The 13,911-nt window shown below is 56.2% G+C and carries 12 protein-coding genes; all 12 read right to left on the bottom strand.

All coding sequences use genetic code 11. From position 1 onward, the window contains the following. Entirely contained in the window at positions 1-1,338 is a 1,338-nt protein-coding gene (locus I5192_RS17870) for a DUF6638 family protein (protein WP_223117441.1), read from the bottom strand. After that, entirely contained in the window at positions 1,335-2,261 is a 927-nt protein-coding gene (locus I5192_RS17865) for a restriction endonuclease (RefSeq protein ID WP_223117440.1), read from the bottom strand. Before I5192_RS17865 ends, I5192_RS17870 begins: the two co-directional genes overlap by 4 nt. Next, positions 2,254-4,191, bottom strand: coding sequence for an ATP-binding protein (locus tag I5192_RS17860; protein WP_223117439.1), 1,938 nt, complete (start codon positions 4,189-4,191; stop codon positions 2,254-2,256). The genes I5192_RS17865 and I5192_RS17860 overlap by 8 nt, the downstream gene beginning before the upstream one ends. Positions 4,192-4,246: 55 nt before the next feature. Further along, on the bottom strand, positions 4,247-5,371 hold the full coding sequence (locus I5192_RS17855; protein WP_223117438.1) for a hypothetical protein: 1,125 nt from the start codon (positions 5,369-5,371) through the stop codon (positions 4,247-4,249). Between the two features lie 317 nt (positions 5,372-5,688). Next, on the bottom strand, positions 5,689-6,768 hold the full coding sequence (locus I5192_RS17850) for a hypothetical protein (protein ID WP_223117437.1): 1,080 nt from the start codon (positions 6,766-6,768) through the stop codon (positions 5,689-5,691). A 209-nt stretch (positions 6,769-6,977) separates the two neighbouring features. Next, positions 6,978-7,409, bottom strand: a complete 432-nt coding sequence (locus I5192_RS17845; protein ID WP_170423293.1) for a hypothetical protein — start codon at positions 7,407-7,409, stop codon at positions 6,978-6,980. 223 nt (positions 7,410-7,632) lie between these two features. Further along, complete coding sequence (locus I5192_RS17840) at positions 7,633-8,100, bottom strand: Hsp20 family protein (RefSeq protein ID WP_170395206.1); 468 nt, start codon at positions 8,098-8,100, stop codon at positions 7,633-7,635. A 122-nt stretch (positions 8,101-8,222) separates the two neighbouring features. After that, a complete protein-coding gene (locus tag I5192_RS17835) occupies positions 8,223-9,041 on the bottom strand; it encodes a serine protease (protein ID WP_255611993.1) in 819 nt (272 codons plus the stop codon). After that, positions 9,038-9,823, bottom strand: a complete 786-nt coding sequence (locus tag I5192_RS17830; RefSeq protein WP_170423291.1) for a serine protease — start codon at positions 9,821-9,823, stop codon at positions 9,038-9,040. The genes I5192_RS17835 and I5192_RS17830 overlap by 4 nt, the downstream gene beginning before the upstream one ends. A 117-nt stretch (positions 9,824-9,940) precedes the next feature. Beyond that, on the bottom strand, positions 9,941-11,254 hold the full coding sequence (gene glcF / locus I5192_RS17825) for a glycolate oxidase subunit GlcF (protein ID WP_223117436.1): 1,314 nt from the start codon (positions 11,252-11,254) through the stop codon (positions 9,941-9,943). 3 nt (positions 11,255-11,257) lie between these two features. After that, positions 11,258-12,352 (bottom strand): FAD-binding protein, encoded by a 1,095-nt coding sequence (locus I5192_RS17820; protein WP_223117435.1) that lies wholly within the window; start codon positions 12,350-12,352, stop codon positions 11,258-11,260. Between the two features lie 50 nt (positions 12,353-12,402). Continuing rightward, positions 12,403-13,842 carry an FAD-linked oxidase C-terminal domain-containing protein gene (locus I5192_RS17815; protein ID WP_223117434.1) on the bottom strand — a complete coding sequence of 480 codons (1,440 nt, stop codon included), beginning with the start codon at positions 13,840-13,842 and terminating at the stop codon, positions 12,403-12,405. Positions 13,843-13,911 lie beyond the last annotated feature (69 nt).

The raw sequence follows: 13,911 nt of genomic DNA, 5'->3' as shown, positions 1-13,911 counted from the left end.
TTAATCTCTCCTGACCGCGCCCCAAGGGCCGACCCGTGCGATCACTGTTTCGCTGACCCGGTCATTGCCTAACATATCAGGTTCATGACCAAATAAAGCCGCCCGCGCACCAGCCTTGTCCACCTGATACTCGCGGGCAAGGAAGTCGGCAACATAGGCTTTCTTGGTCTCGGGCCAGGTCCTGTAAGTACTATAAAACAATTCCTTGTGGCAGATGAACATCTGCCGCGGATCCAGCGGAGCCAATTCGGTCAACAGCATATTCACCAGATCGCGGTTCGGCGTATCGGCTGCGCGCAATGTGTAGAAATAAGCGGGATGATCCGAGGTGATGCGTGGCCAGCGCCCGCCATCCGTCGCCCAGCGCAACAGTTGTGCGAGGCCGTGATACGCCTCGGGTAGGCGATCGGCGTGATTGCGGGCCAGTCGTCGCATATCGCTGCGATCCAGCCCGCTCAGATCAACATCTGCGTCAGCAGCCGCAGCAATGGTCAGAAAGTCCATCTTCTGTTGTAAGATCGCTGCGGCATCCACGCCGCGCGCCTTAACGATAGGTTCAACCAGATCGTTGTAGTCGAGAAACTTGGCAATCTGGTTCCGCTGCGACGGGTCAAAAATATATTTGATCGGCATATCGTCAGGCTTTTCGCCCATGCAAATCGCCGCCGGGTGATCCATATCCGGGAACAGGTAGAGCCCGCCAAAGTGTGCCGTCCAGAAGTTGCACTGCTCGAAAGCGGTATGGCGCAGGCGCACCGGATTGCGCGTTACGTCGCCAGTTTCTTTGGCGGTTTCGATCATCTTGGCGATCAGCACATCGTCGAACCATGCATCCTCTTCGGTTTTGAAACGTTCGACCATGCCCGCTAGCTGCTGGGCCTTGCGTAGGGTGCCGCCTGCGGTGTCGGCCTCGATCTCGATCTTGCTCAGGTTCAACAGGTCGCGCGGCGTGCTGAGTTTGATGACTGAGTTCACCAGCTCTCCGGCCACCGCATCGGTGGCGGTCAGAGCAAAAAGCTGCGCCTCGTTCATCTCGATGAATTCGCGCAGGATATCGCGCGAGGTAGAAAATTTGACGTTCAGCAAAGGCGCGCGTTTCTGCTCGGTCGTCAGCAGGATGAACTGCCGGTTGACCCCGTTGGGATTGAGGTAAAGCTCATCCTCCAGCTCAATCCCCACCTCCGGAGAATAACCCGAGATATCGACATGGAAATCGGTCAGCGCCGTGGTCTTGCCCGCCAGATGCTGCAGCGCGCGGTTATACCGCTCGACCAGAGCCGGGCTGGAGATGTGGACGAGGTTGCCGAACATCAAGCCTTTTTCGATGAGGCGGATCATATGCTCATGAACCAGTTTTCATCAACATGAACTTCTTCAATCATCCTTTTTGAGACACCAAGTTCATTGTCTTTTAGCAAATCACACAGCCGTTCCCCATCAATCAGATCTATCGCTGTCGCGCCGTCGCGGGTCGCTTCATCCGATGCTTGGGCCGTAAAACTTCCGGTTGTTATGAACAGACCTTTGTCTGCACGTCCCATCATCGCGCCTCTAAAGTCGCGAATATCAGAGGATCCAACGCTACCTTTATACCGTTTGCATTGAAAAAAGACTTGGAACGAAACAAGGTTGACTCTGAGAACACCGACCCCGTCTATCCCTCCATCGCCCGACTTTCCTCTGACCTCCACCTTAGTGAAACCACTTTCTCTCAGTAGTCGTTGGGCAAGTCTTTCAAACGCTGATGGGTCCATCGATTTTAGAACGTCCAAGAGCTCATTACGCCAATCCCGAACGCTACTGTCAGGTCCCTCAACCGCTGCCATTGAGCCGGTTATGAATTCAGGGCTTTGTTGTACTTTTTCTTCTTTCGCTTTCTTTTCAAGGCGTTTTAACCGCGCTTTTTCGCGCTCTTCCGCATTAACTTGATCGCTAATTTCTTTTGTTTGTTTATATTCGGTTATTCGTGCCCCGGATTCGGTTATGGCCCAGACTCCACGAGCAGAGTTCTCAATTGCTCCACCACGCTTTAGATAAGTTCGCGACCAAGCTAGATAGTAGTTCAATCTGGGACGAGGATCATCACCAGACATCTGAAATGCTTGCTCTTCTTCTGTTACACCCTCAAGCTCTGCAACCTTTTCATCCATTTCTTGAATGGTTCCAGAACCACCCATAGCGCGCAAAGCCTCTAGTGTAACCAGCATCATACCCGGCAAATCCGGAAAGCCTTCCGCTTCAATTACAAATCTTCTAGTCAATGTTCTTTCCTTCTAAATACCGCCGCTTCGCCTCTTCCATCCGGCCCATCTCGCGGACGGCGTTTTCGATGGCGATCTCGTCGCTCTTGTCGGCATAGCGGAACTCGCTGTCGGCGTAGCGGTTGATCTCTTGCATCACCATCTCGACCGTGATCGGCTGGCGCAGGTCCTCGATCATCGACTTCTTGGTGTCGTAGTCGCGGAACAGGAACAGGTCGGGGTTTTCCATCCATTCGTCGGGCAGTTCGAAATCCATCGCACGCACCTTGACCGCGTCGGTGATGTTCTTGATCGCGCGGCCGGTAAAGCGCTCATCGGCCTGTTGGATCGCCTTGAGGTAGGTGCCCAGTTTGGCAATCGTGTCCATCTGGCCGATATCGCCGGAGACCCGATCATAGACTTGCAGCAGCGCATCCTCATGCGGTCGGGAATGGCTTTCGAAGCTGGCCGCGACGGCCTTTTTGATTTCCTGCGCGGCATAGGCTTCGTGTTCGCCCAGCGGAATGTCGTGATTGCGGCCCATCAGCAGGTGCAGGATGTCGATGTAATCCTCGCGCGTTTGCGGCCCGTCCACCAGGAACCGCGCGCCTGCCCGTTGGCGCAGGGCGTCGTCCACATTCTCGGGGTAGTTCGAGAACATGCCAAAGGTGCAGTTGCCGCGCACGACGGTGTTGGCGCCCGCAAAGCTCTCCATCAGCACGGCGGTGATTTCCAACTGCCCGGCTGACGACTGCCGGTCGCCGCGTTTGCCCGCCAGTTGGTCGATATCGTCGATGGTGCCGAAACCTATGACTGAGGGGTCAATGATCGTGTTGATAAAAGCCTTGGCGTTCTGGCCCGACTTGCCCTGATAGCTGTCGATATTGTCGGTGCTCAGGTTCTGATAGCGGAAGGGATAAGCCGCGTTCTGGCAATAGTCGTTGATCAGCCCGGCCATCATCTGGATCAGAGTGGTTTTACCGGTGCCCGGTTTGCCGTCGCCCATGAAGGTAAAGATGAACCCGCCAAGCTCAGCAAACGGGTTCAGGCGTCGGTCGAAGTCGTAGGCCATCACCATCTTGGCCAGTTTCATCGCCTGATACTTGGCGATATGGTTGCCCACCACCTCGTTCGGTTTCTTGAACGTCATGGTTAGCGTGGTGGATTTGGCTTTGGACGCAGGTTCGAACCCCCGGATTGTCAGGTCATCCGCTTCGATATGCCAGGCGGCATTCTGGAACGGTGCCAGATGGCCTGCGGACTGGGCGCGTAGAGCGACCTTTTCCATCAATTGCTCGGCATAGGCGCTGGTGGCTGCGATCAGGTGGGCATCATCGGGGGCGTGTTTGGCAAGGGTCTGGTCCAACTCCCACAGCGCGCCGTGCAAGGCGAGTTGGCCGTTGTCGGTCAGGACCTCTTCGATCTCACCGATATCGACAGTGGTCTCTCCCAGATGCGAGGACATCAAGTACGCCAGCGCATTGCCGAAGGTGTGCGAGGTGATCAGAGCCTCGGCAGTCAGCAGTTCCGAGAATTCGGTCTTCCGCGCGGCGGGCAAATCGCCCGCAAGGTTCGCGCGTTTCAAGTCTGCCAACGGTGTCTGTTCGGCGTAGGCCTCGCTCACCGCCAGAGCGATGGCAACCGCACGGCGGATTGCCTGCTGCGTTGTGGCCTGCGGTGGCGAGACCAGCGCATCGCCATCATCCGAGGCCTCGATCCGTTCGACCAAATGCACCCCGTCTGCGCGCACTGTGCGCCGTGTCACCAAACCCGGCGTGGTGGACCGAAACCTCCGTCCGGTCGACACCCCCGGCGACCGTTCCGTCGACGTCTCCACCGCCTTGGCAATCCGCGGCGCGTGTTCGAACCCATTCAGCAAGGCGGTCGCTGCCGGGTAATGCTTGCGAATATCCGCCTCGCGCAATTCCATCTGATCTGACGTCAAACTCATCTTAAAAACCGCCCTTGATTCATCTTTTTCAAAAATACTCTCGCCGAAGGCGAAACTAATACCTCAACACCTGCCCTGACTTGCTGACCACGAACTTGCGCACATCGGCAAACCCTGGAGGGTTACGCTCGGCCAGCACCTGAAACGGACGCTGGGGCAAGATGATCGACCGTTGGGTGCGTGTGGCCCCGGTTTCGGCCCCTTGCGCGCCGAATGGGTCGAGAGCAAAGACCTCACGTTCGACGGTGGAAAACCAACCGGCGCGTTCTTCGATCACATCTTCGCTTTCCAGCTCTTCCGTGGTCCAGGCCAGCGCCCAATCCTGACCTTGCGGAGATTGCGCATCCTCCAGCACCTGCCGCAGGGGGCCGGATTGTTCGGTATAGGCCGAGGAATACATTGGCCCCACATGAATGCGGCGCAGGTGTTTGGGGTGCAGGTCGTCGAAATCCTGATCGAAGCCATTGGCAATGGTCACCAGTTTCAACCCGCCCAGAGACTGCGCCATCAGATGCGCCTGCACTTCGGGCCAGCGGCGTTGGTCTTTGGGAAGGGCGGTTTTGCCGCTGTCCTCCAGTTGCATCAGGTAGATCACTGGCAGGTTGATCTGGCTGTCATAGACCGCCCAGTGGATCATGAACTTCCGCCGATCGCCCTCATTCCCGATCCAGTGGCACTCGGGATCGTTGCGGGCCCAGAACAGCTCTCCCTTCAACAACTCCTCGTAATAGAGCCTTTGGGACAATGCGAATTGCAGCTTGGTGGGGATTTCCTGATCGCCGATGATCGTTCGCACCATATCGGTTTTCAGATCATCCTCGGATGGCATATTCGCCAGATGCACCTGCGCCTGCTGCGCGTCATTGGCCATGGTCAGCAGCTCAGCCGCCACCGGAAAACCGCTGTCACGCTTGTCCATCGCAAGGCTGCCAAAAAACCGTCCCGTATCGCGACCGACCAGCAGATACTTCATGGAAAGCGCGCGGAAGGTGTAGAGCAGCCCCGAGAGGTAGCGCGACACGATCCGCACCTCTTGCTTGCTGATTGCGCCCTCCGCCTCCATCGTCGCGGCCACGCGCAGGAGGTGGACGGTGATGACTTCGAATTTGCGGAAATAGCGGCGTGAGGCGAAGGTGTCGGTCAGGCCGACATGGTCTTGGGTGGGGTTGGTATCGGTCATCTTGGGGCGTCCAAGTCCTTCCCGTTTTTGTCGATATGAAACCACCATCTAAAGAGAGGCGAACCGACACTATGCAGTACTACTTGAGGGTTGATCCCAACCGAGTGCTGAAAACGCCGCCCCCTTTCGCTGCCCCAACTCAACCAACACAGAAGTCGCATTAAGCAAGCCGCAATTACTGCCATAAGCAATACCTGTAGCACTTCAGGATAAGTCGGCTTCTGATCTATGAAACCAAATTTTTCCAAGAATCTCGGCACCTCCAAGGGACCAAGACTAACTGCTAGTAATAGAAATTGTTGGTGAGCGAAACGCACTTAACCACCATACAAATTCTTATCATGCTTCTCGACAATCGACGCGAACCGGCGGGCAAAGCGTTCATCTGCCTTGGCCTTTTTCTCCAGCACGTCGCGGGCAAAGACCATGTGGTCCTCATGCGCCTCAAGCATGTCGGCCATTTTCTGATTGGTCGCGGTGCCGATGGCGGCCATGGCGGTCTGCGCCTCTTGGTCCGTCTGCACACCGATCTCGTTGATGCGGTGGGCCACGTCCTGCTGCTGTGCAGTTTTCAGCGATTTGGTCAGGGCGTCATACAGCACCACGCGTTGTTGCGTGTCTGTCTGCAGCTTGTTGATCAGCACCATCTGCGTCGCTGCCTGGTTCTGGAGTGAATCGACCCAAGTTTTACCCTTTTCGATGTACCGCTCCAACGTCTGAGACTTGGCCAGCTTGACCTGCTCTTCCTGAACCTTGGCGTTGTATTGCTTGTTCAGCTCGGCCAGTTCAGTTTCCAGCTGAGTCCGCGCGGCGGCATCCTGTTCGACGCTGATCTTGTTTTCCAGCGTGATGATCGCCGGGTCCATGCCCTGAATCTCTGCCCGCAAAGCCTCCAGTTCGGCCACGGTCGCCTCGCGGTCGTCCAGCGTGACGGTCAGGTTGTCCTCGACCTTGACGCGCTGTTCTTCCAGCACGGCCAACTGCCCTTCAAGCAGTTTGACGATCACATCCGATTTAGCGATCAGGTCCTGTAGCTTGTCGTCGATATTGGCGGTGCGCATGCGTTCCTGCCGCATGGACTCGGATTTGGCCTTGGCGAAGATGCCGACGAACGACTCCCACCCGGTTTTCGAACGCATTTCGTCGAAATCCTTAGAAAACGCGTTGGTCACGTCGTCGAGCCCCATGATCAGCTCAGCGATGTTGGCGTTCATCACCTCGGTATGGGCGTGCACATCTTCCAAAGTGGCATTTTCAATGTCGATATCTGCCTCTGCGGTTCCGATCTTGGCACGCGCCGCTTCGATCCGTGAGGTCAAGCCTTCAATCTGCGACTGGCTTTCGCGGACTTTCTGTTGCGTCTCTTGAATCAATGCTTCGAATTGCTGGTTCGACATCTGCTATCCCTATTCTTCTTATCATCCAATGACATAGGGAATGTTATGGCAATTTACATCCCCTTGGGTCTCCAAATCACCAAGACTGTGACAAACTCGACGCTAAAAAGATAGACGCAGAGACAAGGCCGAGACACATTGCCCGCTGGTTTTCAGAAGGGAAAATAGAAGCTCTTGGATTTCTTAAGTTGAAGCTGCCGATGGCAAGCTCAGTAGTTCGAATACCGGAAATTGACCACAGCATCATCTTGAATAGCGCAATGGGCTTTTATGTGGCTCCGCGCGTCATTGCTGTCCTTTGAGCGCGCGACCTCCAAATCAATCAGATCGATGCCATCAGAATTCGTCGTATAGGAAAGCGTCCGCTCAAAATCGACGGCATAGTAGCCTTGATTGCTCATGGCGGTGTGGGTCCGATGCATACAGAGCCCGATCGCATTCTCCTCCGGCGAAACATGCGGGTGCTTCTGGTATTTTGATCCGTGCTTGTGATGGTGTTTGGCGATCGACGCTCCCAGCACACCCAACGCGACCCCAGCGATAAGCGCTCCTGTATCGTTGGCACGGGTTGGTGTCGCGGTCAGTGTGGTCGATGCAACAACGGCACAGACTATAGCGGCAATAACGGATTTCATTCGCATCTATTTCGTCTCCCTCTGAAGGCAGTGAACAAAATTCAGTTCATTGAAGTGTTCCAGAAGAGACTAGCCTGACGACCTAAACTATTGCCAGATTTTCGTGAAAACGTGTTGCCCACCATGTCCGTGTTGCGATGGATACAACTTCGCCCCGCGCCTGGAGGAACGCGGGGCGTGTGGTGCGACAATCCAGAGAGGCGGGACTGTCGCTAAGTGATCAACAGCCTCAGTTCACGGCTTTGGCGTCAACCACGTCCTTTTCAATGGCCTTGCCAGACGAAATTTCGATCCGGCGCGGCTTCAGGGCTTCTGGCACTTCGCGCTTCAGATCGATGTTCAGCATGCCGTTCTCATGGCTCGCGCCGGTAACGCGAACGTGGTCGGCCAGAGCAAAGCGGCGCTCGAACGCGCGGGTGGCGATGCCACGGTGCAGGTAGCTGCGCTCTTTTTCGTCCGAAGCTTTCTTGCCGGAAACCACCAGAGAATTTTCCTTTACCTCAACCGACAGATCGGCCTCGGAAAACCCTGCAACAGCGACCGAAATGCGGTAGGTATCAGCATCGGTCTTTTCGATGTTGTAAGGGGGATAGCTGGGCTGAGCCACGTCATTGGTCAAAACCCGGTCCATCATGTCTGCAATCTGGTCGAAACCGATGGTTGCGCGGTGAAGTGGTGCGAAGTCAAATGTACGCATGTCGTATCCTCATCTTTGAGCGATTCACGAAATTGCCCTCCGAAATGGACGGGCGGTGATTTATGCCGGACCCCAGCTTTGGCGATCCAGTAAAACTCAGATGGGAAGTAAAAGGACTGGGTTCAAGACCCGCCCGCGCTGAGGAATTTAGCACCCGAACTGGACTTGGCTGAACCCGGCTGCAATCTGCGGATTGTTGCCGTGGGTCGGGGCGCGTCACGACGCAATATCGCCTTGAGTTCCGAGACAATCCCCGACAGCTCCATCCCGTAGCCGATCTTGCGTTGACCATCCGATGCGCCCGCCGAAACAACTGACAGGATCTGCCAACGCGGGCCTTTTTTTGCTAAAATAGCGGAGCCCGACGAACCGAATGTAATATCGCAATCAAAGCTGATCAGCCCCTGCCCGCGTTGCAGGATGCGGCAAGAGCGTTGGCGCGTGATCGCCTCGGCCCGACCGCGACCATACGAGGCGACGCTGATTTCGCTGTCGCTGACGCGGCCGCTGTGCAGGGCGAACGGATCAGCAATCGAATAGGGAATCGGCTCTTCCAGCCGCATTAGAGCCACATCAATTCGAACACGTGACGCCGATACCGGCGCATTGGCAACAAAATCGGGATGGGTCGCAATCTGGATGACCTCGCGATCCGCAAGCGCCTGACCGTCGCTCAAACCGGCGCGAAAGGTCAATTCACCGGGGGCATAGGGTTTTCCGGTGGCCTTGCTCACAGCGCAATGCGCCGCTGTCAGCACGATGTCCTTTGCGATCAAAGTACCGGTGCAAAAGCCCTGTTCGCCGATATCCAGACGTCCGACCGCCTCCCACCCATACAGATCATCGCGATCCGTCAGTCGGCGCTTGCTGCTGGTCTGGGCCTGCGCGGCAGTTACGAGAATAGAAACAAGCAAGGTGATACTTAGAAAAACACGCATCATGGCTTAAGGAACTTTGCTCCGAGGTTTTTGGTGTTGTTGTCCAATGTGGCGTTCATACCCCGCCCCTGCGAAAGCTCGGCCCGCAACAATTCCAGCGATTCATCCAAGGCGGTGCCCAGCGCAACGCGTTGACCCTGCAATTCGGCCTTCGCTGCAACGACCGACACAATGCGTGGCCGCTCGCCGTCAAACGAAAAGATCGGCGCGCCGGATGCCCCAAAATCCACGTTGCAGGACATAACCAGAATTCCAGCCTGTCGCCCAATGACGGAACAGACTTCCTGCAGTGCTGGCGCTTCGGCGCGGTCATGCGCGTACGAGACAACCCCCACCTCTTGACCGCGGGCAGGACGACGTCCGGTTTCGAAAGGAATGACCGAGGTGTTGCGGATCGGCTGCCACAGCTCGATCAGCGCAATATCATGACGCACCCGCGTTGCAGAAACATTGCCTTCATACACATAGTCGGGGTGAACCACTGTTCGACGCGCCGGGCGATAAGCCGAGGCGGAACCGAGGCGCCAACCGGCCAGAAACTCGATCCGGGCCGGATTAATTCGCTGTTTCGTGGTTTTGTCGTACAGACAATGCGCAGCCGTCAGTACCAGAGTCGGAGATATCAGCGATCCGGTACAAAACCCGGTGCCGTCGATATCCAGCCGACCAACTGCCATCCACTCGCGCCCAGCATCGGTGGTTTCCAGGCTCCTAAGCCCAGTATCCTGCGCCTGTCCTGCCAAGGGCAGCAAGCTGAAGACAATAGCCGTGATCCAGTTGCGCACGCGGGTCTCCGGTCATGAGGTCCGACCAAGATTCGTATGCCGTTGGTGCGGCGAAAATAGGGCAATTGCCCCTTGGATGAAATTCAACCGGACCTGATGCGCGGGTGCAGCAATCGATCAGCGCAGATGGGGTACCCCAGCCATGCCGTCGCGCAATGCGCGCGGTTCCGGCCCTCCGGTGGCCCAGTCCAGCAGCTCGACTGTGTGGACAACGGGCGTGTCAGTCCCAGAGCCGATCTGCATCATGCATCCGATGTTACCTGCCGCGATAACATCAGGGTTCCTAGCCTCAAGCGTGCGCACTTTTCGTTGTTTCAACTGACCCGAAATCTCAGGCTGCATCAGGTTGTAGGTTCCTGCACTGCCACAGCACAAATGACTATCTTTAGGCTCTAACACTGTGAATCCAGCAGATTTCAGCAGGTTCTTGGGATATGAGGTAACCTTTTGCCCATGTTGCAATGAACACGCCGCGTGGTAGGCAACAACCAGTTCTTTCTTGTCGCTGTCCGGCATCTCCAGCTGCACCAAAAGCTCACTGATATCCATCGCCATGGCGGATACACGCCCCGCATCCACCGCCAGCGGATCACTGCGGAACATGTGCCCATAATCTTTGACCGTGGTACCACACCCCGAGGTGTTGATCACGATCGCATCCAGACCATCACCATCCATTTCGCGTGTCCAGGCCCGGATATTGGCTGCAGCAGACGCATGGCTTTCACCGGTTTTACCCATGTGATGGGTTAATGCGCCACAACAGCTGGCACCTTCGGCGACAACGACCTCGCAGCCCAATCGGGTCAGCAGGCGAATCGTCGCGTCGTTGATGTCAGTGTTGAGCGCTTTTTGCGCACAGCCCGTCATCAGGGCGACGCGCTTTTTCTTAGCGCCTTTTGCTGCAAAGCTCTGAGGGTCATCATTGCGACTAACTGGCGGAATATATCTCGGCGCCATGTCCAGCATCGCCTTCAGCCGGGCATCCGGCATCAGAAACCGGAACGGACGACCCAGCTTTGCCCCGATCAGAGCCCAGCGAAAGCGTGTCGGATAGGGCAGAATTCTGGCCAATATCCAGCGCAGAGCCTGATCCGAGAACGGGCGCTTGTAGTTGTCTTCGATATATTCCCGTGCGTGGTCCACGAGGTGCATGTAATGCACGCCCGAGGGGCACGTGGTCATGCAGGCGAGGCAGGATAGGCAGCGATCGATATGCTTGACAGTCTTTTCGTCCGGAACACGCTCATTCTCCAACATGTCCTTGATCAGATAGATGCGCCCGCGAGGGCTGTCCAACTCATCGCCTAGCACCTGATAAGTCGGGCAGGTTGCTGTACAGAAACCACAGTGAACACAATTTCGGAGTATCTCGTTGGATCGCTGAATCGCTGGGTCTTGCAACTGCTTTTCGGTAAATTTCGTCTGCATCGCCTACCCCATCAGACCCGGATTGAACACGTTCCGAGGGTCAAATCTCTTCCGAATTGCCTTTGTTAGAGCCTGAATCTGCGTGCTCTCTGGTTGGAATCGCCCAAATTCAACGATGGTGTCAGCCTCTGCACGTACCAGCGTTGCATGTCCTTCAAAGTGACCCAGTCGTGCACGCAGATTGGTGCCCTTTGGCACCAATACCCAGATCAAGCCCCCACCCCAGTCAAATAGGGTTCGATCCGCGTCGATCCGTTCTGCAAGGCTGGCTGCATCGCCGGGTTTCACCGATAAGCGCCAGACATCACCTTCCAGATCCTGATATGCACGCAGATCACGCAGATCGACCCAGCGGTTCCTCGAATTCTCTAACTCGGTGCATTCGCCCCCAAGGATTTCGCGCAATCGACCTACCCTATAGGCAACAGAGTCGGCAAATCCTTCGATCCGCAACAGCGCCTGCCCATCCAGTGGATCATAGGCTGCGCTGCTCACCTCGAAGGGGGATTTCAGGGCAGTGGACATGAGATCAACTGCGGTTCCTACATCAGCGGCCCCGACTGCCAGAGTGGTCTCGATCTCAGGTCTAGGCAGCACTTTCAGCGAGACCTCTGACAGCACCCCTAGCGTGCCCCAGGAACCTGCCATGAGCTTGACCAGATCGTAACCGGTGACATTCTTCATCACCCGCCCGCCATTCTTGATTACCTGCCCCAACCCGTCGACATAACGTACGCCCAACAGGAAATCCCGGCACGCGCCAGCCTGAATTCGACGCGGCCCCGAGATGTTGGCCGCGACAACACCGCCGATTGTCGGTTCCCCCGTGGTGCCCAGCAAACCGCGATGATCCATCGGCTCGAACGCCAGTTGCTGGCCCTCGGCCTCCAAAGCCGCTTCGATCTCAGTCACTGGAGTCCCGGCATGCGCGACCAGAGTCAATGCGCCCGGCTCATACTGTGTAATTCCGTGCAGTCCCGATAGGTTCAGCACAGGCTCGGGCCCATCAAGGCCGCGCGTGCCGCCTCCGGCAATACGCACTGGGCCATCCAGGCCGGCAACGATGTCCGCAAGTTCAGCCTCGGTTTCAGGTGTCATGGCACTTCATCTTTTCGCAAATACTCTGGGTATTGATGGGGAAGGCTCATCTATTCCGCGGCCATCCTGCGCGTGGCAGACGCCTTTAGCGGAAACACCTTGGCTGGGTTCAACAGCCAATTCGGGTCAAACACATCTTTCACCGCCATCTGCGCCTCAAGATCCTGTGGTTCATATTGGTGTGTCATCAGATCACGCTTTTCGATGCCGACCCCATGCTCACCAGTCAGGCAGCCCCCCGCATCAACGCAAAGCTTCAGGATGTCCGCCCCGAACGCTTCACATTTCTCAAGATCGCCGGGTTTGTTGGCGTCAAACAGGATCAAGGGGTGCATGTTGCCGTCACCGGCATGGAACACATTGCCGACTGGCAGGCCATAATCTTTGCTCAGCTCCCCGATCCGGCGCAGGACGAAGGGTAGCGATGAGACCGGGATCGTCCCATCCAGACACATATAATCGTTGATTTGCCCCATCGCGCCGAAGGCCGATTTCCGCCCCAGCCAGATACGGGCGCTTTCATCAGCCGATTGGCTTTCTCGCAGCTCAACCGGATTATGCCGCTTGGCGATCTCGATAATCTTCGACAACTGGCTATCGATCTCTGCCTCTGATCCTTCAACTTCGACGATCAGCAACGCCTCGCAATCAGGATAACCCGCTTGGGCGAAATTCTCGCAGGCTCGAATACAAAGGCGGTCCATGAACTCGATCGCGACAGGCAATATGCCCGATTTGATTATGTCAGAGACGCATTGACCGGCTACTTCATTATCGTCAAAGCCCATCAGAACGGGACGCGCGCCCTCAGGTTTGCGCAGGATGCGCAACGTTGCTTCAGTTACGACACCCAATTGCCCTTCGGATCCGCAGATAACACCCAACAGGTCCAACCCGCCTGCATCCAGATAGGCACCTCCAATTTCGACCACGCTGCCATCCATCATGACCATAGTCACACCCATCAGATTGTTGGTCGTCACCCCGTATTTCAGGCAATGCGCGCCGCCGGAATTCATCGCGATATTCCCGGCAATGGCGCAGGCAAGCTGGGATGAGGGATCGGGGGCGTAAAAGAAATCCTCTTCTTCAACGGCACCGGTTACACTCAGGTTGGTTCGGCCGGATTGCACTTTGATAAACCTGTTGTCGTAATCGATTTCCAGAACTTCGTTCATCCGTGCAACGCCTAGAATCACACAATCTGCCGTCGGCAGGGCACCACCCGCCAATGACGTGCCCGCGCCGCGCGGTACAACCGGCACACCCAGTTTATGGCAAATGCGCAAGACATCGGAAACCTGCTGCGTGGTCGAAGGCAGTACAGCCAGCATTGGCGGGCATTTATAGGCGGTCAGCGCATCACATTCATAAGCCCTGGTCTCGGCCTCTTCATGGATAACAGCATCCTTCGGCAGCACTTGCTGTAGTCGCGCAACCAATGCCTCCTTGCGTGCTAAGACATCCGGATTTGGCTTGGGCATTTCCATCGCTGATCCTCCATTTGGTAAAATTATATTACCAATTTTATCGACTGGCAAGTTACCGAATCCAACAAT

The organism is Ruegeria sp. SCSIO 43209 (assembly GCF_019904295.1).
In the GTDB taxonomy this organism is placed as follows: Bacteria; Pseudomonadota; Alphaproteobacteria; order Rhodobacterales; family Rhodobacteraceae; genus Ruegeria.
The sequence above is the reverse complement of the archived record's forward strand: the minus strand, read 5'-3'. Positions and strand labels throughout refer to the sequence as shown.

Coding starts and splice junctions, on each gene's coding strand:
- I5192_RS17870 (WP_223117441.1), bottom strand. CDS start 1,338: ATGATCCGCCTCATCGAAAAAGGCTTGATGTTCGGCAACCTCGTCCAC.
- I5192_RS17860 (WP_223117439.1), bottom strand. CDS start 4,191: ATGAGTTTGACGTCAGATCAGATGGAATTGCGCGAGGCGGATATTCGC.
- I5192_RS17855 (WP_223117438.1), bottom strand. CDS start 5,371: ATGACCGATACCAACCCCACCCAAGACCATGTCGGCCTGACCGACACC.
- I5192_RS17850 (WP_223117437.1), bottom strand. CDS start 6,768: ATGTCGAACCAGCAATTCGAAGCATTGATTCAAGAGACGCAACAGAAA.
- I5192_RS17845 (WP_170423293.1), bottom strand. CDS start 7,409: ATGCGAATGAAATCCGTTATTGCCGCTATAGTCTGTGCCGTTGTTGCA.
- I5192_RS17840 (WP_170395206.1), bottom strand. CDS start 8,100: ATGCGTACATTTGACTTCGCACCACTTCACCGCGCAACCATCGGTTTC.
- I5192_RS17835 (WP_255611993.1), bottom strand. CDS start 9,041: ATGATGCGTGTTTTTCTAAGTATCACCTTGCTTGTTTCTATTCTCGTA.
- glcF (WP_223117436.1), bottom strand. CDS start 11,254: ATGCAGACGAAATTTACCGAAAAGCAGTTGCAAGACCCAGCGATTCAG.
- I5192_RS17820 (WP_223117435.1), bottom strand. CDS start 12,352: ATGACACCTGAAACCGAGGCTGAACTTGCGGACATCGTTGCCGGCCTG.
- I5192_RS17815 (WP_223117434.1), bottom strand. CDS start 13,842: ATGGAAATGCCCAAGCCAAATCCGGATGTCTTAGCACGCAAGGAGGCA.